General features: G+C 36.6%; 22 protein-coding genes. 7 read left to right on the plus strand and 15 right to left on the minus strand.

All coding sequences use genetic code 11. From position 1 onward, the window contains the following. Positions 1-43: 43 nt before the first annotated feature. From J1899_RS12850 to J1899_RS12860, 3 genes are all read right to left on the minus strand, one after another. Positions 44-1,570 (minus strand): solute symporter family protein, encoded by a 1,527-nt coding sequence (locus J1899_RS12850; RefSeq protein ID WP_214474224.1) that lies wholly within the window; start codon positions 1,568-1,570, stop codon positions 44-46. Continuing rightward, entirely contained in the window at positions 1,567-1,917 is a 351-nt protein-coding gene (locus J1899_RS12855; RefSeq protein ID WP_180320211.1) for a DUF485 domain-containing protein, read from the minus strand. Before J1899_RS12855 ends, J1899_RS12850 begins: the two co-directional genes overlap by 4 nt. A gap of 261 nt (positions 1,918-2,178) precedes the next feature. Beyond that, on the minus strand, positions 2,179-2,937 hold the full coding sequence (locus J1899_RS12860; RefSeq protein ID WP_066444920.1) for a TerC family protein: 759 nt from the start codon (positions 2,935-2,937) through the stop codon (positions 2,179-2,181). 206 nt (positions 2,938-3,143) lie between these two features. On the opposite strand from J1899_RS12860, the gene J1899_RS12865 reads away from it, so the two are divergent. After that, positions 3,144-3,359, plus strand: coding sequence for a methionine aminopeptidase (locus J1899_RS12865; protein ID WP_066444917.1), 216 nt, complete (start codon positions 3,144-3,146; stop codon positions 3,357-3,359). A gap of 164 nt (positions 3,360-3,523) precedes the next feature. On the opposite strand, the gene J1899_RS12870 is transcribed toward J1899_RS12865, so the two are convergent. Beyond that, positions 3,524-4,891, minus strand: coding sequence for an MATE family efflux transporter (locus J1899_RS12870; RefSeq protein WP_214474227.1), 1,368 nt, complete (start codon positions 4,889-4,891; stop codon positions 3,524-3,526). Positions 4,892-5,265: 374 nt separating this feature from the next. On the opposite strand from J1899_RS12870, the gene J1899_RS12875 reads away from it, so the two are divergent. Next, positions 5,266-7,308, plus strand: coding sequence for a molybdopterin-containing oxidoreductase family protein (locus tag J1899_RS12875; protein ID WP_214474228.1), 2,043 nt, complete (start codon positions 5,266-5,268; stop codon positions 7,306-7,308). An 87-nt stretch (positions 7,309-7,395) separates the two neighbouring features. Beyond that, positions 7,396-7,764 carry a nucleotide excision repair endonuclease gene (locus J1899_RS12880; RefSeq protein ID WP_066444909.1) on the plus strand — a complete coding sequence of 123 codons (369 nt, stop codon included), beginning with the start codon at positions 7,396-7,398 and terminating at the stop codon, positions 7,762-7,764. 89 nt (positions 7,765-7,853) lie between these two features. Here the strand turns inward: J1899_RS12880 and pssA are convergent, their stop codons facing one another. Further along, the gene (gene pssA, locus J1899_RS12885; RefSeq protein WP_066444906.1) at positions 7,854-8,546 is read right to left on the minus strand and encodes a CDP-diacylglycerol--serine O-phosphatidyltransferase; all 693 of its coding nucleotides are present in this window, start codon (positions 8,544-8,546) and stop codon (positions 7,854-7,856) included. Positions 8,547-9,080: 534 nt separating this feature from the next. Here pssA and J1899_RS12890 point away from each other — a divergent pair. Continuing rightward, positions 9,081-9,683: a hypothetical protein gene (locus J1899_RS12890; protein ID WP_246586476.1), complete on the plus strand. Its 603-nt coding sequence runs from the start codon at positions 9,081-9,083 to the stop codon at positions 9,681-9,683. Between the two features lie 77 nt (positions 9,684-9,760). On the opposite strand, the gene J1899_RS12895 is transcribed toward J1899_RS12890, so the two are convergent. Continuing rightward, complete coding sequence (locus tag J1899_RS12895; protein ID WP_214474231.1) at positions 9,761-10,483, minus strand: class I SAM-dependent methyltransferase; 723 nt, start codon at positions 10,481-10,483, stop codon at positions 9,761-9,763. Between the two features lie 178 nt (positions 10,484-10,661). On the opposite strand from J1899_RS12895, the gene J1899_RS12900 reads away from it, so the two are divergent. Further along, positions 10,662-10,898, plus strand: coding sequence for a hypothetical protein (locus J1899_RS12900; protein WP_214474234.1), 237 nt, complete (start codon positions 10,662-10,664; stop codon positions 10,896-10,898). A 103-nt stretch (positions 10,899-11,001) separates the two neighbouring features. Here the strand turns inward: J1899_RS12900 and J1899_RS12905 are convergent, their stop codons facing one another. From J1899_RS12905 to J1899_RS12925, 5 genes are all read right to left on the minus strand, one after another. Further along, complete coding sequence (locus tag J1899_RS12905; RefSeq protein ID WP_214474237.1) at positions 11,002-11,523, minus strand: RNA polymerase sigma factor; 522 nt, start codon at positions 11,521-11,523, stop codon at positions 11,002-11,004. A gap of 29 nt (positions 11,524-11,552) precedes the next feature. Then, complete coding sequence (locus J1899_RS12910; RefSeq protein ID WP_214474240.1) at positions 11,553-13,511, minus strand: DUF6449 domain-containing protein; 1,959 nt, start codon at positions 13,509-13,511, stop codon at positions 11,553-11,555. Beyond that, the gene (locus J1899_RS12915) at positions 13,486-14,385 is read right to left on the minus strand and encodes an ABC transporter ATP-binding protein (protein ID WP_214474244.1); all 900 of its coding nucleotides are present in this window, start codon (positions 14,383-14,385) and stop codon (positions 13,486-13,488) included. The genes J1899_RS12910 and J1899_RS12915 overlap by 26 nt, the downstream gene beginning before the upstream one ends. Further along, the gene (locus tag J1899_RS12920) at positions 14,369-14,767 is read right to left on the minus strand and encodes a GntR family transcriptional regulator (protein ID WP_214474246.1); all 399 of its coding nucleotides are present in this window, start codon (positions 14,765-14,767) and stop codon (positions 14,369-14,371) included. The genes J1899_RS12915 and J1899_RS12920 overlap by 17 nt, the downstream gene beginning before the upstream one ends. A 272-nt stretch (positions 14,768-15,039) precedes the next feature. After that, positions 15,040-16,245 carry a coiled-coil domain-containing protein gene (locus J1899_RS12925; RefSeq protein ID WP_214474250.1) on the minus strand — a complete coding sequence of 402 codons (1,206 nt, stop codon included), beginning with the start codon at positions 16,243-16,245 and terminating at the stop codon, positions 15,040-15,042. 281 nt (positions 16,246-16,526) lie between these two features. Between J1899_RS12925 and J1899_RS12930 the strand changes: the two genes are divergently transcribed. Together J1899_RS12930 and J1899_RS12935 are read left to right on the plus strand one after the other, a co-directional pair. Further along, positions 16,527-17,042 (plus strand): hypothetical protein, encoded by a 516-nt coding sequence (locus tag J1899_RS12930; protein WP_214474253.1) that lies wholly within the window; start codon positions 16,527-16,529, stop codon positions 17,040-17,042. Positions 17,043-17,393: 351 nt separating this feature from the next. Next, positions 17,394-17,924, plus strand: coding sequence for a hypothetical protein (locus J1899_RS12935; RefSeq protein ID WP_214474254.1), 531 nt, complete (start codon positions 17,394-17,396; stop codon positions 17,922-17,924). A gap of 52 nt (positions 17,925-17,976) precedes the next feature. On the opposite strand, the gene J1899_RS12940 is transcribed toward J1899_RS12935, so the two are convergent. The 4 genes from J1899_RS12940 to J1899_RS12955 form a co-directional block, all read right to left on the minus strand. Then, a complete protein-coding gene (locus J1899_RS12940; protein WP_066444867.1) occupies positions 17,977-18,297 on the minus strand; it encodes an 8-amino-7-oxononanoate synthase in 321 nt (106 codons plus the stop codon). 12 nt (positions 18,298-18,309) lie between these two features. Next, entirely contained in the window at positions 18,310-19,173 is an 864-nt protein-coding gene (locus J1899_RS12945) for an HD-GYP domain-containing protein (protein ID WP_246586477.1), read from the minus strand. A 268-nt stretch (positions 19,174-19,441) separates the two neighbouring features. Continuing rightward, complete coding sequence (locus J1899_RS12950) at positions 19,442-20,119, minus strand: GNAT family N-acetyltransferase (protein WP_214474255.1); 678 nt, start codon at positions 20,117-20,119, stop codon at positions 19,442-19,444. Beyond that, positions 20,112-20,987 (minus strand): carbon-nitrogen hydrolase family protein, encoded by an 876-nt coding sequence (locus J1899_RS12955; protein ID WP_066444859.1) that lies wholly within the window; start codon positions 20,985-20,987, stop codon positions 20,112-20,114. Before J1899_RS12955 ends, J1899_RS12950 begins: the two co-directional genes overlap by 8 nt. Positions 20,988-21,105: the final 118 nt, after the last annotated feature.

Below are 21,105 nucleotides of genomic sequence, written 5' to 3' on the forward strand. Positions count from 1 at the left end.
TAAAGCGAAAAAGGTGAGAAGCAGCTGCTCTCACCTTTTTTACTTATTTTAATCCTGTATTAGCCTTTACCATAACTTCTGCATATTTCTTTTCATCTCTCTTATTGGAGACTATCGTGCCAATGTAAGCTCCGAGAAAACCTGCTGGTATGGATACAATAGCAGGATTTGTTAATGGGAAAATTGGTTCTCCTGTAAGAATCGCAGCCCCAGCTTCTGGACTTAAAACACTTGGGCTAATCGCAACAAGCACTAACGCTGTGATTAATCCAGTGATTACTCCAGTCATGGCACCTGCAGTGTTAAACCTCTTCCAATAAATCGTAAAGATGATCACTGGCAAGTTCGCACTTGCTGCTACACAGAACGCCAATGAAACAAGGAAAGCAACATTCATCTTTTGAGCAAATAGTGCCAGTAAAATAGATAAAACGGATACCGCAACAGACGCATATCTGGCAGCTAGCATTTGCTCTTTTTCCGTAATCTTGCCCTTCTTAACAATCTGTCCGTAAATATCATGTGCAAAAGCTGAGGCACCTGATAATACTAATCCTGCAACTACTGCTAATATCGTGGCAAATGCAACAGCTGCGACAAAACTCATAAGCAGATCGCCGCCAAGTGCCTGCGCAAGCAGTGGTGCTGCCATATTTCCAGCTGAATTGGCTGCCATAATGTCTGTTGAACCTACAAACGCTGCTGCTCCAAAACCTAGGAAAATGGTTAAAATGTAAAAAATACCGATTACCCATGTAGCCGTTACAACAGAGCTTCTTGCTGTTCTAGCATCTTTTACGGTGAAGAATCTCATTAAGATATGAGGCAAACCAGCCGTACCCAATACAAGTGCTGCCATCATTGAAATCGTGTCTAAGGAATTCGTATATCTGACTCCAGGATTTAAGTAGCTCTCCCCATGCTCTGTTAGCGTTTTTATTTGTTCGAACATAGAAAATATGTTGAAATTGAATTCGGCTAATACAAGAACCGAAATAATAACAGTACCAAGCATAAGCAAAACTGCTTTAATAATCTGCACCCAGCTGGTTGCTGTCATTCCGCCGAATAAAACATATGTGGTCATCATAACGCCAACCAACAATACCGCTATCCAATAGTCAATGCCTAACAGTAATTGTATAAGTGCACCTGCGCCAACAAGCTGCGCGATCATATAAAAAATAACGATAGTAATTGTGCTTAATGCTGCTACTCCGCGTACCTTTTTTTGATCAAAACGCGCATTTATCATATCCGCAATTGTGTATTTCCCCAAGTTGCGCAGAGGTTCTGCCACAATATATAAAACAACTAAATAGGCAACTAAATAGCCAATTGAATAAAAGAAACCGTCAAAACCAAACAAGGCAATTGCTCCCGCGATCCCCAGAAAAGATGCTGCAGATAAATAATCACCTGCAATAGCAAGCCCATTCTGCCAGCCTGTCAGGCCACCTCCAGCCGTATAAAATTCACTTGTTGTATTTGTCCTCTTGGCAGCCCAATAAGTAATCACTAGCGTCACAGCAACGATTAAAACAAATAAGCTTAATCCAATCGTACTCATATTGTTTGATCTCCCTTATCTGTATACTGATCAACAATTTCATCTGCCTTCTGGTCAAAACCTGCAGCTTTTCTTACATAAATCATACATAAAGCCCATGTCATAATGAATTGTGCAAAAGCGTAAACCCATGTCCATGTGATTGAACCGATGGCTGGCTGATTCAGTATTGTCGTATAAGATGTCAAGATCGGCAAAGTAAAATAAAAGACTAAAAAGAATATGGTCATTGGGACGAGGAATTTTTTCTTTTGCTTTATAAGCTGCTTAAATTCTGAACTATTGGCAATTTGGTTATAGTTTATATGTTCTTCATTTTTTTGCAGCTCTTTAGCCGTATTTTCCATTTTCGTTTCACCACTCCTTTTATCTGAAATATATAATTATTCTAAAAAGTTTGACATAAGTTTACAATAGTACAGACTTCCTATTTTGTAAGCGCTTTTCCAATTCATCCTCTATTAAGTGCTTTGTGCTTCACATTATAGGATCATTTTGATGATGATTATTGGCAGAAAAAAAACAGAACAGCTCCATTTTGCATGGCGCTGTTCTGCTCTGATTAAAAATTGCTATTTTATAAGAGATACTCTCATTATTCATTATATTTAAATCGTTTTATCATGGTGATTATGTCTATTATTTAAGTAATGAACAACAAAGGTACATAAGAAGGCTAATATAATAATTGAGAAAAATACCATATGACCTATTTCAATCCCAAAAACGCTAAGAAGCATTTTTGCTGCAATAATCCCTATTAGGATAAAAGCTGTGTTTTCAAGCTCAGGAACTCTTTCTATTAAGTATAAGAACCCTTTTGCAACTGTTCTCATCATTAATATACCAAGCATACCGCCAATCAGAAGGATCCAAACCTCTTCAGAAACAGCGAAGGCTGCTAAAATACTATCAACTGAGAACGCTAAATCTAATAATTCTACTGAGATTACGGTTGCCCAAAAAACACCGAAGGTTCTAGTGAGCCAGCCTTTGTTCTTTTTCTCTGTAACCTCTTCATCATTCTCTCCCAGCCAAAAGTGTTTGACAACTAGCCACGCTAGGTAAGCCGCGCCAAGTACTTTAATCCACCAGAACTTAATAAGCAGCATGCCTAATCCTATAAATAAAAATCGGAAGAAATATGCACCGAAAAGTCCATATGTTAATGCTTTCTTTTGCTGATCTTTTGGCAGCGGGCGAACCATTACAGCCAGGACAAGAGCATTATCTGCCGATAGAAGCCCTTCCAGCACAACCAGCGTGCCAATGTACCCCCATGACACAGGATCGGTTAAAACTTCACCCCACATGTTCCAGTCAAAAAATGAGGCATATGTGTCCAATAATTGCTGCAATATCTCCATTACAAAGACTCCTTTTGTTTAATGAATATGTTTATACTCTAGCTTTTATAGCTATTATTGGGATATTATACTCCTATTTTTTTGAAATTGCATATAAAATTTTTAAGCACACCTCATGAGCATAAACCATTTTGATTCACTCTTAATATAATGTATAAAATCCAAATTTATTATACAAAATAAGGAAAAATGTGAGGTGCATAGCAATGGGATTGTTTGGTTCCTTTCAAAAATGGAAAAATGCAAAGTATGAAGAACATATGTCTAGAATGAAAGAAAATAATAAATGCCCAGATTGCAATGGCAGGGGATTTCTAATTTTTCCGGCAAGTATGTATCTGTATAATAGTGAATCTATAAATTGTCATGGCTGCAATGGAACTGGTTTATATACAGACTGGGGGCAATCTGGCGAATTATAAAATGGGACAAAACTTTCATCACTATTGCAAAAACGAATATAATAGTATTGCTGTAGCTGAGAACAAGTCCTATCCATTGAGCTGAGGATACTCGCATTCCGAGGAGGGGTAACTGAGCTTTCTCGGAATGCCTGCCAATTTCACATTCTATCACAGCCTTCATTCTAAGCATGACTTTGAATGGCCTTAATTTTAAAACGCTTCTGAATAAGAAGCAATCTCCCCATCAGAGCAATTCCTGCAGCCAGCAGCCCCACTGTTAATCCAATCCAATAGCCTGTTGCCCCCATCTCTGTAAAATGTGAAAGATAATAGCCAAGAGGCAGACAAATCCCCCAATAAGCAATTAAAGTAATGACAAATGCAATATTCACATCTTTGTACCCGCGTAAAGCTGCCAGTGCAGTAACCTGCAGCGCATCTGATACTTGAAAGAATAAAGCGTAGATTAAAAAACTGCCGGTTAATGCTATAACTGCTGGTTCATTTGAGTAAAACCCTGCTACCTGTTCCCGGAATAAAACGACTAATAATCCTGTAAAAAGAGCAACAAGCATGGCCATGCCAATTCCCAGCCAGCTATAAACTCTTGCATCTTTATAACGCTTAGCTCCCACTTCAAAGCCAACTAAGACCGTTAATGCCATTGATACGCTAATCGGAATCATATATAAAAAAGAGACAATATTTAATGCGGTCTGATAGGAAGCTATCGTTGTAATGCTAAACTTGCTGATTAAGATGGTTACAGCAGCAAACATGCTCGTTTCAAAAAAAGTTGATAAACCCATTGGCACACCTATTTTTAAAATCTCAGCACATCCTTTAGGATCGAAGCCGCGCATATTCTTCAAAATCCTAAACTGAGAAAAAGGTTCTTGTTTAATAATGATTAACAAGGTCATGGCAAGGATGAACCAATATGTAATGGCTGTTGCATATCCTCCTCCTGCTCCTCCCAGTTCTGGAAAACCGAATGCTCCAAAAATGAAAACATAGTTCAGAACTAAGTTGATTGGCAACGCCAATAATAAAACCACCATAATAACTCTAGTTTTACCAAGTGCATATATAAACGAACGCAATACATTAAAGAGAAAGAGCGGCAAAATCCCAAAGCTAAGTCCTATTAAATATTGGTATGCCGTTTTATGAACATGGTGCTCCAGATTCATAAAAAGCAGTAATTCATTTAAGAATAAACTGCCAGCTGCAAGAACAATAAAAGCGATGATTATGGCTAAATACACACCATTTTTAACAATTGAGGCAACATCGTCTTTCTTTTTTTCACCAAATTTTTGTGCAGCAAGCGGTGACACGGCTATTAATATACCGCTTAAGCCTGTGAAGATGGGATTCCAAATAGATGTCCCAATGGCAACTCCAGCAAGATCAGCTGAGTTATACTTTCCAGACATAATGGTATTAAAAAACACCATTGAAAACATCCCAAGCTGAGTGATTAATATAGGAAGTAAAAGAACCGTGATTTGTTTGATTTTTTCCATCGTTGAATTTGTCTGATGCATGGTGTACTCCTTGTTTAGAACTTATTTAGGATCTCGAAACAACCTTTATTATCTTATAAGCTATTCTCCTTTGGCAATAGAGAATGAAAAGCTTTTAAATAAACGAAATTCTAGAGTCCCCCCTTTTATCCAAAACGTTCTTATTGCGGGTTGCAATAAACTATCTTATGATAGTAATAATTTATATTTTATCTAGATGCGTTAGGCTGTTTTTACTAATTCTTTATGAGTTTTTAACAATCTCCTCATTCAATAGCGACCTGAATTATTCTGTAATAAATATGATGGTTCTTCATCATATCCCGACATAATTCAACTTCCGTTTTGACCTCATAAATAAAACAGTCTGACATTCAGTAAAGGAGTACATTCTTATGCCATCATATATTGATCAAGAAAATGGCGTCTTTCCATCTGTATGCTCTCTCGATTGTCCAGATCAGTGCGGACTGCTTGTTCATAAGAAAGACGGAAAAATCACGAAAATTGAAGGTGATCCCAATCACCCAGTAACACAGGGAAGTATTTGCAATAAAGTAAGACATATGACACACCGCTTATATGATGAAAATCGCTTGCAATACCCTTTGAAACGAATTGGAAAAAAGGGGGAAGGCAAATTTGCCCGTATTTCATGGGAGGAAGCAATTTCCGAGATAACCTCCCGCTGGAAAAAACTCATTGAGGACCATGGCTCTGAAAGTATATTGCCTTATAGTTTTTATGGCAATATGGGTATTATTACTTCTGAGGGAATGGACCGCCGATTTTTTAACGCACTAGGTTCTTCGCAGCTTGACCGCAAGATATGCCAATCAGCCGGGACAAAAGGCTATTCGTATACAATGGGAGGAAATATTGGCGTTGACCCAGAGGATACGATTCATGCAAAACTGATCATCTTCTGGGGAATTAATGCAGTGAGCACCAATATGCATCAGGTCATGCTTGCTCAGAAGGCCAGAAAAAACGGTGCAAAAATTGTGGTAATTGATGTGCACAAAAACCAAACCGGCAGGCTTGCTGATTGGTTTATTCCCATCAAACCAGGTACAGATGGAATGCTTGCTTTAGGACTTATGCATATTCTTTTTAAAGAAAATCTAGTTGACGAAGCATTTATGCAGGAGCATACAACTGGCCATGAACAGCTCAGAAAACATGTTAGACAATATACTCCTGAACAAACAGCTGAGATCACTGGTGTATCATTAGAAGACCTCTATGAGCTAGCCGAGTTGTACGCAACATCTGCTTCAGCATTTATTCGTATTGGAAACGGACTTCAGCATCATGATAATGGCGGAATGGCAACAAGGGCTATTTCCTGTCTGCCTGCGGTCACTGGCCAATGGGCTAAAAAAGGCGGAGGAGCCATTAAATCGAATTCAGGTTTTCTTTCCCACAATGAAGATCAGCTGCAGCGTCCGGATTTACTTACAAACAAAAATACACGCGTAATCAATATGAACCAGATTGGTGTTGCCTTGCTTCAAACCGATGATCCAGTACGTTCCATGTTTGTTTATAACAGCAATCCGGCTGTTGTTGCTCCAAGTGCAAATAAAGTGCGGGAAGGTCTTCAGCGTGATGATTTATTTTTGGTAGTTCATGATTTGTTCCTGACTGAAACGGCGAAGATGGCAGATATTGTCCTGCCTGCGACTTCATCCTATGAAAATACTGATTTTTTAGCATCCTATTGGCATCATTATGTTCAGCTGCAGCAGCCAGTAATTGAACCGTTCGGTGAGGCAAAATCCAATACAGACGTATTCAGGCTGCTGGCCGCAGAAATGGGCATAACTAATGAAGCTTTTTCAGCAACCGATGAAGAACTTATACAGATGTCTTTAAACTATGAGGAAAATCCTTATATCAGTCATATTACATTTGAAGGATTAAAGGAACATCAATTTATGAAGGCTGATCTAAATCTGTCATTATTGGAAAACCTTCCGACTGCGAGCGGCAAAATTGAACTTTACTCCGAAAAAATGATCGAAGATGGATATGATCCATTGCCAGTATACGTACCTATAAAGCCTGATGGTGACTATGAGTTTATGTTTATACCAGGACCAAACCATAACTTTTTAAACAGCACTTTCTCGAATAATGATAAACACCAGAAACTTGAGAAAGAGCCAAAGGTTCATTTAAATAGTGCAGATGCGGGCAGACTGCATATAGAAGACGGAGAAATGGTAAAGGTATGGAATGACAGGGGAATGTGTGAATTAAAAGCTGCCGTAGGAGAAACTGTTTTGCCAGGTGTCGCTGTTACACAAGGACTATGGTCAGATCAGGACGGAAAAATACAGCTCGTTAACGCATTAACACCTGATCGTCTCTCTGATATGGGCGACGGTGCAACTTTCTTCTCTGGACGAGTCAATGTAAGTAAAATTGTTTAAACCTAATGCAAGTTGATTTTCTTTTCTGAGATTTTTATTTCTTTCATTTTTATGGTACTATTTACAACAGAATAGGAAGTGATAATAATGATAAAAATTGAAATCCCAGAACCAAACCTTGTGATTACAAAAAAACAGCCTGATCAATCGTCTTCAGTCATCAGCAATGACTACGGATTTGTTGATTATCATAAAATCCCAAGAGATAAAGGCGGTCTCATTCTATTTTTAGATGCCGATGAAAATTTAATGTTTGTAGGTAAAGCACGTAAATTAAGACAGCGTGTGAAGAAGCATTTTGAAGATAATGTTTCTCCAATTAAAAAGTACCGTGATGATGTCTATAAAATTGCGATCATCCTTGTAGAAGATGCAATGGAACGTGAAATTTATGAAACTTACATCATCAATACTTTACATGCTGAATACAACATTGATAAAGTTTTTTATAAGTAAAAGAGCGAATCGGTAGAATTTGAGACAAGTTTTAAACTGATTAAGCACAAAAAAAATGCCTTGCATCTATAAATTGCAAGGCATTTTCATTATTCTTCTTTTCTCTCTTTCCCCTTTTTAAACATATAAGCAATATAAGCAATATATAGAGGGGTTGCTATATAAATTAAATATGGATATGAATTGTATGTTCCTTTATATAAAACAAATAACAAGCATCCCAAAAAGATCGTTACAATTGTTCCGTATTTAGGCAGAGGTATTTCTTTAAAGCTTGGGATTCGGATTCTGCTTACCATAAGAAAGCACAGGGCGGTAAATACAACGGTTGTGACAATGTTAGGAAGGTTATGACCAAACAATGTGAGAATGGCCAGAATACCACCAGCAGCTGTTATGGGGACTCCAATAAAGTAATGCATATTGGTTTTACTCGTACTAATATTAAATCGAGCAAGTCTAAATGCCCCAAATAACGGAAATAGTCCTGAAATAGCCATACCTAGCATGCCAAATTGAGAAAAATATGTATAATAAACCAGAAATGAAGGTGCAACCCCAAAAGTCACGATATCTGCAAGAGAATCTAATTCTTTTCCTAATGTACTATCTGCCTTTAGCATTCGGGCAGCACGTCCATCCATACTATCAAGCATCATACCAATAATAATTAAGATTGCGGCATTGTTATATTGTCCATATGCAGCAAATCCTATAGATAAAAAACCGCAATATAAATTCCCGAGTGTCATCATATTCGGGATCATTTTAATAAATCTCACTCTGTATCAACTAACTCCCTTCACGTACTTATAAATGCAATACTCTTTATTCTTAACCAAAATACACTTTCTCACTCAGCAACTTTTTCCTTCAAATATTATACCATTTATATAGTCATTATTTTACTGAGATCATCCTGTTTCATGAAAATATTCAGAAATAGAGCATATGGCAAACGAAACATAGGTCTAATTACCCTTTTCTTTGTGATGAAAGACAGATTAAATGTTTGTATATTATTAATTTTTTGTAAAATATGAAAAAAATGAAACAAAACAAGTGCTTCAATCGTCATACATACAAACACTTCTGCTGCTCAATAAGCCTCAAGTCTTAGACTATATTAAATCTCTGGCTCCTTTTTTACATTAAGGTCTATTGATAGGATGTTATTATAATATGACAGGGTAATTTACCATCTAACTGCTAAGTGCGATTTTAATAGAAATCTTCTTTCCATTAAAGTATTCATTAAACTATCAGTAGTAATCTCAATACATACAGATTAAATTGCCTTATAAGGAGATATGATTATGGAACGCAAAATCTATTTGATTTTAACTGATACAGGAACCATTTTTACTAGATTAATAAAAATGTATACACGAAAGCCTTACAATCACGCTTCCCTATCCTTTGATTCGCATTTTCTGCAAGTTTACAGTTTCGGGCGAAAACGTCAAAGGAATCCATTTATCGGAGGATTTGTTAAGGAAAGTGTTTCGAAGGGTTTATTGCAAAATGCATCATGTGCAATATATTCCTGCCATGTTACGGAAGAACAATATCAGAAAATGCAGGAATTTATCTCTAAGATTGAAATGGAAAAGCACAGATATAGGTATAATCTGCTAGGGGTATTTGCGTTGCCTTTTCAAAAGAAAATTAATCGTTCTCATGCTTTTTTCTGTTCTCAGTTTGTCTCTACCGTTCTTTCTGAGGGAAATGTTGTCAATTTGAATAAACCTGCATGCTTTGTTACGCCGCATGATTTACAGCACAGTAATCCTTTTCAGCTTGTCTTCCAAGGAAGGATGTCTGATTTCATTAATGTGTCAGAACATCATTATCAGGCTGCACTTAGTGATAATCATGATTGGTTCGGTTTATTATGGAGAAAAATTTGGAGCATTTAATTTTTCTCCACTTTATTTGTTTTGCTTTTTTAGTTAACTATATGAGACATTTTTCTACTTAAGCACAACTTTCCATTTTATTTTGTCACTCTAAAAACTCTATAGCCCAGCACCTCGGCAAAATGTAAAGTAAGTTCTTGATGTACAGCCATCATTTCCTCTAGCTCTTTATTTAAGTGAATACTTGGAGGACTGCTGTCTTCCTCTCCGGGAATATACTCTTCAAGCTCCTGCAGTATGGTTTTCCCCTCTATGATTTCGACTGTATTAAATCCAGCCCCCGCTAATTTTTTCTTCCAATCATTTTCTGTGTACAGGTTTTTCATTCCATAAAATTGTGTGAGTTCATCCTTCTCTATATCTAGTAATTCCTCTTCTATTGTCATTTCATTCATCAATAAAATTCCTGTAGGCTTTAAGACTCGTTCATATTCTAATAACGTTTGTTTTACATTTGTAAAAGCTGTGATTGATTCAGCCAAAATATAGTCAAAAGATTTATCTTTAAATGGCATACTTTCTACATTCCCTATATGCAGATCAATTGAAACTGAATTCTCCTGAAAATTTTTCCGCGCTAGATCTGCCATCTGTTTATTTTGCTCAATTGCAGATACATGACAGTGAAAGTTTTCAGCTAAATAAATGGATGTCTCTCCCCTTCCGCAGCCAGGATCAAGTACGGATGAAGTGGATGTAATCGGTAAGCTTTTTATAAGCTCCTGTGTAAGTCTGCGGCCTCCTGGATGTGCATTTCCTATCTCATAAGCAGCTAACATATCATGATAAGTATAAGACACGTGACAACTTCCCTTCTCTGTTTAAGATCTGTTGTATAGTATGAGGTCCAAAATGTTTTTGATTATCGTTTTACGCCTAAAAACTTCCGCATATGCACCACAGCAAAAACCTAACCATTTTTATTTTTTGGACATAATCTAATCTTGTACTGGAAATATGAGCGTGGAGGTGTATTTTATGGGTCATTATGAAACTTGCAGAAGAGGAATTGGAAGGCCTGTGCAAATTAGAATGAGCAATGGAGCTGTTCACCGAGGAGTGATCGACCGCGTATCTCCTGGACGTGTATTCCTTAGACCTTTAGGCGGCCGTAATTATGGCGGTTATGGCTATGGATGGGGCTGGGGTGGATTCGGAACTGGACTTGCTATTGGAGCGATTGCTGCAATCGCCTTTCTTCCGTTTTTCTGGTAAAATTAAATCTCTTTTTTAAGGAATTAATTTTATTTATAGCAAAAAACGCAGGAATCATCTATATATGAGATGATCCTGCGTTTCTAAGTAATTTCTTTACAACTTATGATGCTGTATCCTGTTCGGCAAGCAGCTCTTTTAATTGTTTTCGCATACGATACAGTCTTGTTTTCACCGTATTTGGATTCATTTCTAAGATTTCTGCTATTTCTCTTTCTTTTAGACCATCTTTCATTTTTAAAAGAAACAATTGCTTTTGTTCTGGAGAAAGTGAATTAAGATATTGATATATTTTTGCTTGCAGCTCGTTTGCTTCAGCCTCTTTTTCAACATTCTGCGCCATAACTGCATATACATTTTCCAATTCAGTATATCCGTCTACTTTTTCTCTAGTTTTCTTTTCTTTCCGCAAAAAGTCAATAGCTGTTCGAGTCGTGATCGAAGCAAGCCAAGCACCCAGTTTAGCAGGGTCGGCAACAGAATCCAAATGTTTATAGGCTTTAATTAGTGCCTCCTGAACAACATCTTGTGCTAAATAATAGTCTCTTGTAACACCGTAGGCAATTTGAAACAGACGCTTTTGATGCAGATCACAAATTTCTCTCATTTCAAGATGTTTTGACATTTCTGCTGCCTCCCCTCTACCAATCAAATTCAATTATGTTCAAAGTGTCTTACAATGCTTGCTGGTGCATCCTTGCCTGCCAGCTCTTTAACATCATATTTACCCTCAGCATATACATAACAAATGACATATTCATTTTGTGGTGAATATGAAGCGTTATTTAAGAGAAAGTCTATATCCTGTTTATCTGTCAATTTAAGTGCATTTTCATGCTTAGCCATTTCTTTAAAAATATCTGAATAGGTGTAGCCAAGCCATAATTCTTCAGGTATCATTTCTTTCTTTAAAATATAAGCATATTGAATATCTTCAGCTGTAATACGTGATTGTTCCAGTAAATCATGATCTTGAATCCAGTTCTTGAAATGCTGATCATATGTCTTCCATTCCATATAAATAGAATTGTCACTATCTTTTATGCGCAACTCAATGAAAGCAATTGGCTCTTTGCTGGATGTCATATTCTCATAGCTAGCTGATTGAATATCTTCTTTTAAAGCTCGCATCGCTTCCTGAATTTCATTGTTGTCAGTAATGGAAGTTCTTTTAGGAAGTGTTCCATTTGCATCAATTATTAGTTCACTGACGTTCTCTGGATCTGCTTGGAAAATTGAGTTCGTATTCGTTTTATACTCCTGCGATTCTTCAATTTTCTTAATGTAAGTTTCATATTGATTAAGGTCAACTTGATAACTTCGTACAACTTTTTCTCCATTTTTCAGCAGATATGTCATATAGACAGTTGGTTCATGGCCCACTCCTGTGTAATCTCTATTTTTAATAATATTTTCATGCAGTTCACGAACTGCTTCTATATTATCAGCTTCCTTTAAAAAGACGGGCATTTCATTTTCTAGAGAATCCTGGTAATAATAATAACTTTCACTTAAGTGGACACCTTGTATATCATCATAGGCAGGAATTCTTTTTTCAAATTGAGTTAAATCAAGCTTAAATAAAACCGCAGCCCCTACCATTACAATAGCAAATATGAGAAACCCTTTTACCTGAAATGTTATTCGCCAAGATTTCTGAAGCACCATCTCAGCAATTACATATCCGATGATAGCCCCAATTACATATCCTGCTACGATCCAGGAAGTCATTTGCTGTATTTCCCCACAATACAAACCGCCTAATAGCATCATGCAAAAGGTTACTCCATATTTAAACACCGGTTTTAAAAATGGGTAAACAAGTGCATGTGAAACAGCTTCAATTGGCCTTTTAACATAAGAAAAAAGAGCTAATATATATAAGCAAACTGCTGTGATGCTATATAGGATTAATTCTAATGAATCGACCTCTATATAACTTATCTGTGCAAAAAGCACAAGCGGCGAAAATCTTTCCAGCTTGGTATCCAGTATGTAATCTGCTGAGAAACCAGTAAGAAAATAGGAAAGATTGGTGGTGATTAACATCAGCATGCCTAGAGGCAATAATAATCCGATATATGTGAGTGCCCCTTGAACGGCAGAGATACCGGATATGGTTCCAATAAATACCCCCATTAGAAAGAATAATATATGAAACAGCAGCATGATTAAAATCCAGCTGCCAACATCATTCAACGAAAATAGTTCTTCTAATTGAAAAGGCTCATACATTGCTAAAAGAATCAATGTTATAAAAACTAAGGGCAATATTAAATATAAAATACCTGTTATTGTATATTGGTGGAACAGAGCTTTTCTCGTAATAGGTAAACCGTGCACATAATCACTATATTGCCGGACCTGCAGGAAACGGAATAGAAAGATTGCCATAAGCACAGGAATTCCCATTGTAAAAACGATTTGCACACCCTGCTGAAAAGAAAATAAATTGTCGATAAAAAGATATTGGCGCTCTTCCTCTGTAAACGCCATTAACTGTAATGGCAGTGCAAAGAATAATCCAGCAAACTGCAATATTGAAATCCACCCTACACTTCTAAATATCAATTTCTGCAATTCTTTATTAATCAAGGATGTTTTGTACGGCATAGCCTGCATCCTCCATTTCATAAAGAAAAATCTCTTCCAGTGTTAATGGCAATATATCAAGTATAACTGGATGGTATGTCTGTATTTTCGTCAGCAGTTCTTCCTCTAACCCTTTAACAATACAGATGAAAATGCTGCCGCGCTTTTCTTGATGAACAATGTCTAATGATGAGATTAACTGCTGCGGAATTTCCCCTTTAAAAGCAAGCTGAATTTTGTGAGTATCTGATTTTAAGTCATCTAAATCTCTTTCTAAAATCATTTTCCCTTTATGCAATATACCAACATGATCACAAATATCTTCAACTTCCTTTAGATTATGAGAAGAAATTAAAACGCTCATTTCTCTGTCTGCAACATCCTCGAAAATAAGACTTTTTACTTTTTTCCTCATAACTGGGTCTAAACCATCCATAGGCTCATCTAAAATCAGAACACTTGGCTGCGCAGATAATGCTAAAATAAATGCTGCCTGCCGCTGAATTCCTTTTGAAAATTTATGAATTTTCTTCGTGACGTCTAAGTTAAAGTCTGCGGCTAGCTGTTTAAACCTTTCCTCGGACCAGTTTGGATAAAAACTGCGATACACCTTTCCCATTTGTTTCAAGGTATACTGTGGAATAAAAAATGGTGTATCCTGTATGATAATGATTTCCTGTTTTAAAGATGGATTTTCATAAACTACTCTGCCGTCTATGAGAATACTTCCTTCACTTTGTTCATAAATGCCTGCAATCATTTTTAAAAGGGTCGTTTTCCCTGCCCCATTTGAACCGAGAAGCCCGTAGATCGATCCTTTGTTTACATGTATACTTACATTTTCAATTGCTTCAATTTCTTGAAATTCCTTACGCACATTACTGATTTTGATCATCTTCGAGCACCCCTTTGGACGCGATTTCGATATTATTAACCATATTTATTAAGTCCCCGGCATTCATACCTAAATAAAGAGCCTCAGACATCAGTTTATTTAATTCACTTTTTACCTTTTCAAGTTTCTCTGATTGAATATGTAAACTCGGAGGGCTGACAAAGCTGCCTCTTCCTTTTATGGAATAAATATAGCCTTGTGTTTCCAGCTCTCGGTAAGCTTTTTGGATGGTGTTCGGATTGATGGTTAACTGCTGAGCAAGCGTGCGAACGGAAGGAAGCTGCTCGTCGGTTTTAAGTATCTCTGAAATAATTAGCTCCTTCAGCCGCTCAACTAATTGTTCATATATCGGTTTACGGCTTCTCACATCAAGCTCAAACATAAGCACCCTCCCAACTGTATGTAGTGTACTACGTTACATAATACAGTTAATACAGATTGATTATATTATAATATCCTGCAAATGGAAAGAGATTTTTTAAAAATATCTTAAGGGTTCGTTATTTAGTTATTTAAACACTAAAAAGATCCTTAATTTTTCAGCTAAGGATCTTGTCTCATTTTTTAATATTAAATCGGATTAGATTATTTAGGAGCGGGTATCTATATAATAGAAAAACCCGACTACTTTGAAGAAGTCAGGTTTTAATTCTATTATCGTACGCGCATAACACGTCCATTAAATGTGTCTGCCCAATATCCGCTATTCATGTTAGCAATCGCTACACCAGTACTGCTTTGAGAACCAATGAACTTGCCGCCGCCAAGATAAATACCTACATGTCCGTCCGTTTTATAAGTATTAAAGAATACAAGATCGCCAGGCTGCATTTGGCTAGTTGGTACACGAGTACCAGTGTTCTTTAGTGAATCTGTACTTGCTCCTACACTAATTCCTGCTTGAGCAAAAGCCCAGGAAACAAATCCTGAACAGTCAAAACGGCCATTTGCGATGTCATATGCATTTCTGCCGCCTCCAAATACATAAACTGAGTTGCCAATATATTTGTATCCAGCATTAATAACCGTACTAATGTCGCCACTTGGCTTAGCAGTAGAAGTCCCGCCTGAATACGAAACATTGCTGCTCACAGCTGCGTTTGAAGATGAAGAAGAGCGTGTGATGCTTTCTTCAATTTGTCTTTGCATTGCTGCAAGTTTTTGATCTTCTGTATTTAATTCTGCTTTTTTAGCTTCTGCAGATTTTTTCTTCTGATTAAGCTGCTTTTTCAGCTCATCGTTTTGTTTACTCTGCTCCTCTAATTGCGCACGCATACCTTCAAGTTCAGCTTTCATGCCATTTAGATCTGCCAGTTTTTCATCCACAGTTACTTTTTTATCAGCGATTTCCTGTTTATCAGCATCATGCTCAGCAATTATGCTCTGATCTGCTTCTACAATTTTGCTTACAGCGCCAACACGATCAATGAAATCACCGAAACTTGTAGAACCTAATAATACTTCAATGTAACCTACATTGCTTCCGCCGCTTTCTTGAAATGCAAGAGCTCTTTCTTTTAAGATTTCATTACGTTTATCAATTCGCTCTTGTATTACTGCGATTTCAGATTCAAGTTTTTTTACTTGCTCTTGTGCTGTTTTTATGTCCGCTTCTGTCTTTATTATCATTTCATTATTATCGGCTACAGCCTGATCTACTCTTTTAACTTGATCATCTAACTTAGCAAGCTCTGTAAGGACAGCTGCGAGCTCTTTTTCAGCTGCTGAAAGATTGGATTGCAGTGTAGAACGCTGTTTCTGGATGCTATCAACTGTTTCTGCTTGTACTGCAGGTAGTGCTAATGAACCTAATCCGAGCATAATAGTAGTATTTAAGACAACTAGCTTTTTCTTCAACATATTCCCCTGCTTTCACTATGTATATAAGGATTATCTCTATATGTAAATAACAGACACTTTTTTATATTTTATGACAATTTAACTAGTACTAATTTCTATACAAATGGGATTATAACATCATATTTTGACAACCGTGTAATAATAATATTACAAATATATTACTAAATACGACAGATTACGAGTTTTCATCCTATTAATTTCCTATTTTTTATCTATTACTTGTTTAATCATTAGCTAAAATGGTATTTTATTTGTAATTCATTCAATAAAGGAGCTTTTGTATGCCAAATATATCGCTTGCTGAAGCTGTAAAATTAAAAAGTGTCTTATCTAAAAGAATTCACGAATTAGAAGAAGAAATGGATCGAACTGCTTTTGTGGAAGTAGAAAAAGGAACTCAACCGCCTAAGCAATCCCGTACATTAGCTCAAGTAGAAAGCGATCTTGCTGCCATTCGCAAGGATTTCCGCCTGCTTGATGTATTAATGTATAAGGCTAATAGCATAAACGAAATCGAATTCGAAGGCAATCATTATACGATCGTAGAAGCGATTGAATTAGCAGCTCAACTTAGAGCTCAAGCGAGAAAATATAAAGTATATGGGTCGGTTCATAAAGAAGAATTTCTTTATGCAGTTGGAGATTCTTCAGCCATGCATAGAGTAGCAACTTTTGAACCTGAAGAATACCGACTAAAAGCTTTAGAAACCGAAAGACAGGCTAATCGTCTTTCGAATGCAATTAATGCAAAGAATTACAGCATTCTACTGGATTTTAATGGCGATCAATATTTTTAACCTTGGAGAGGTGAGACTCCTCTTCAAGGCGTAGAAGGAAAACCTGGTGTGCATATAAGTACAATTGAATAAATGCAAATGGCAAACCAATGACCATTTACCATTTACTCTTTTACCATTAACCCATTCCCAACTATGGCAATGGATGGCTGAATGCCAAAATCGTAATTTTATTTCCTTCTATGAATGTCTCGGCGTTTACGTCGAGGCATTTTTATATTCTTTTCCACTTTATACACAGAGGAACTTTAACAATTGAAATCTTTGTAATGTTTTTGTAATAAAAGTGAAACTTTTTTCCAGCTCTATCCGTCTAATAAGTAACTGAACTATTGGAGGGACATTATTAAAATGAAGAAAACGATATTATCAATTTGCATTCTTTCTGGGAGCCTGTTCTTCTCACCAATACTATTATCTGAGGCACATGTTCAATCAACTTCTTCTAACACAGAAAATATCCAAAATAATGTGCATGCGGCAGAAACAAAGGTGTTATCGAAAACATCTTCTTCAAGCTTAAAATTAAATGCACATCCAGATATTAAGACGTTAAAGGAAATGAGCAACCCGACACATTCAAAAGATGAAATAATCAGCACTTTTGGTGAACCAGCCGATGTTTTAAGAGGCGCGATGGATAACAATCTATTATGGCGCTATGATTATAAAAATGATGAAAACTATGTATTTACACACGATCTTGATGCCATTGACGTGGATGCACTAAAATCAGGTGAACTTGAGTACGTTATCTATATCAGTTTTGAACAGGATGAACAAACAGTTAATAGTATTGCAATTTATTATATTGATCAGGATGGAAAGTTTCATGAGTATCGTGAATATGCTGATGGGTATGTGAAGGATTTGGTGGAATGAAGTTGAACCTAAAAAAGAAGCTGAATGTTCAGCTTCTTTTCTAATTTCTATTTTAATATAATGCAAATGGTGGATCAATTCCTAATACAGGCTCTCCATTTACAGTTAGCCAAATGTAAAAATGATCGATTTCTGTATCTAGTAATTTTTCAATTTTTGCAATAATAGCTTCTTGTACTTCAAATGAGATTCTTGCTGTTTCTTCACCTAGTTCAACATCTTTTAAACCGACTAGATCAGCAATAAATCTGGCTTGTTCAAATGTAACCTCAACATATTGATCATGTTCAGGTAAATAAGCCGCTTCTGCTGAACTTACACTGATTACAGCCGCAAGCAAAAATGCTGTAAACATAACAGTAATTTTTTTCATTAAGTTTTCCCCCTATATTTCTATTATTTTATTTTTTAATGCAAGAAAAACATCTACCACCTTAGGGTGATACATAGTACCCTTACACCTCAAAATCTCATCAAATGCTTCTTCCTTTGAACGTGCTGTTTGATAGACTCTATTAGTTGTCATAGCATCAAAAGAATCCACTACTGAAATAATGGCAGCTTCAATAAGGATTTCCTCACCGGATATACCATTAGGATAGCCTTTTCCATCAAACCTTTCATGGTGCTGCTCAACGATCTTCCCAGCCTCTTTTAAGAAAGTAAGCCCAAGCTCTTCTAGTATTTCTCTGCCATGCTTTGAATGTTGTTTCATTAGTTCCCATTCTTCTTGATTTAACTTTCCAGGCTTCTGCAATACTTCTAATGGAACTCTTAATTTACCTACATCATGAAGAAAAGAAGCAATATTTAAACCCTTTAATTGCTTTGTATTTAAATCCATAGCTTCTCCAACAATCATAGAAAGCTTATTAATCCTTTGACAATGGTCAACTGTATATCCATCTTTTTCTTCAATTGAGATTGAAAGTTCCATTAATTGTTTGGTAGCTTTGCTGTAATAGTGAAAAATAGGCTGAGAACTTACATATAGGAATTCAGTAATACCTATAGCTTGGAAGATATAATGTTGTTCTACAGGAATTTTGAAAAAAGAATCTCCTTCTTTAATAGTTCTTTCTTCATTTGAATATTTTATATTTAGCTGTCCGGAAAGCACATGCAAATATTCCATTGCATCCCAGCCCTCCTGCGGCTCTATACCCCACATTGCTTGATCTTCTAATTTATGATAGATAACCTCTGTCCCATCTCCAGATGCAATTAAAGATATTTGCAGACCTTTCATGTGGACGGTTTCAATGAAGCTATCCTCATTTATTTTGCCCACGCTAAACCCTTCTTTCTCTGTTTCCGCTTTGCGAGACTAAAATGTTACGTGTTTGTCATATAGTAGTTTAGACATAATGCCATTTTATTATATAAAATGTCAAATTTCCACATATTTTTTAATTCTAATAGAATTTGTCAGTACAACTAAATGACAACTATCTCGGAACTATTTCCATAGTAACTAAAGAAAAGCTGCCAACTTTTTATTGACAGCTTTTTTCTTCCTATTTAAATGGGTTTTTCCATTCCATTAGTACACCATAATTTAATGATTCATTATCCTCTAAATAGTTTTCACATACAGCAATCGGTTTTCTGCCGCATCGCAGCAAGAAAGAAATGACGGGATCTTTATAATTTCCCCTGACGACTTCAGCTATATATTCATCAGGTGTTAGTTTCTCCGCTAACAGATGATATCCCGGCATTCTTCCCCCTCCAAGAAGGCGCTTTAGATTTAATTGAATGACGATATGATACATTGCCTCCATTAGCATCTTACCTAATCCTAATTTACGGAACTTCGGCTTCACACTAATGTCAACAATGTAAAGGGTATCTCCATTAGGATCATGGCTCTTGATATAACCATGATCCGTCACTTCCTTCCATGTATGATAAGGATGGTCAGGGTCAAAATTAATCATTAGACCTGTTAAAGAACCAGCAAGCTCACCATCTACTTCAATACATAAGGCACCTTCAGGAAAATGATGAATATGGCTTTTTAGCTGCTCTTCACTCCACCATAAATCCGAAGGAAATGGCGGCGGGAAGCACTCAGCCTGGATTTGAATTAAATCATCAAAATCCTGATCTTTATAATTTCTAATGACAGCGGCTGCGGTTTTTCCGTTGGCATTTATATAAAAGTCGCTGAAATAGTGAATAGTATTATCCATCAATATTCTCTTTTTCCCAGTCTGTATATAAATCAGTCCGCCGATCTCGCCACGTTGTTACCGAACCTCTTTCCCTTACTTCATATAGAAGGTTTAGATCAAGGTCGGCTGTAATGATCATATCATCATTTAATTCGCCTTCTGCCATAATTCCTTTAGGCGGGAATGGTATATCATTCGGAGTGATAATGGCCGCCTGACCAAAGTTCGCTCTCATGAAATCCACGGTTGGCAGCGAGCCAATCGTTCCTGTCACCACAACATATACTTGGTTCTCAATGGCCCTTGCATGGGAAGTATAACGGACCCGATGGAATCCATGACGATCATCTGTGCAAGACGGACAAAAGATGACGTCTGCACCTTTCGCTTTAGCCATACGGACAATTTCAGGAAATTCAATATCATAACAAGTTAAGATCGCAATTCTGCCTTTCTGCGTATCAAATACTTGAAAATGATCTCCTGCCGACATATTCCATTCATCTACTTCAGTTGGAGTAATATGAAGTTTTGCTTGTTCTTCCACTCTTCCATCCGGATAAAATAAATGGGCAACATTATATAACTTCCCATTTCGCGAAATAACATGTGTACCTCCAATAATATGAAGGCTGTTATTGACCGCTAGGCTTATAAACAGATTTTTATATTGTTCTGTAAAGCCTGGAAGTTCATTTATCGTTAAGCTTCCTCCCGCTTCACTTCCTATGGAAAGCAGCTGTGTAGTAAAAAATTCAGGAAATAGGACGAATTCGGCTCCAAACTCCTGAGCTGTTTTCACATAATGTGTACACTGGGCAGCAAATTCCTCAAAAGACCTGATACTATGCAAATGGTATTGCACAGCTGATACTCTCATTTTCATTTATCGTCCTCCTTCTCCACCGTAATGGAACTCATGAATTATCAATGATTTTACAGGATAATAAACACTATGTGTACCCTTTTTCGTAAAAAAAACAATTAGAAGCAGTCCTTATTTC

This window comes from Cytobacillus gottheilii, from assembly GCF_018582665.1.
GTDB classification, from domain to species: domain Bacteria; phylum Bacillota; class Bacilli; order Bacillales; family Cytobacillaceae; genus Cytobacillus; species Cytobacillus gottheilii.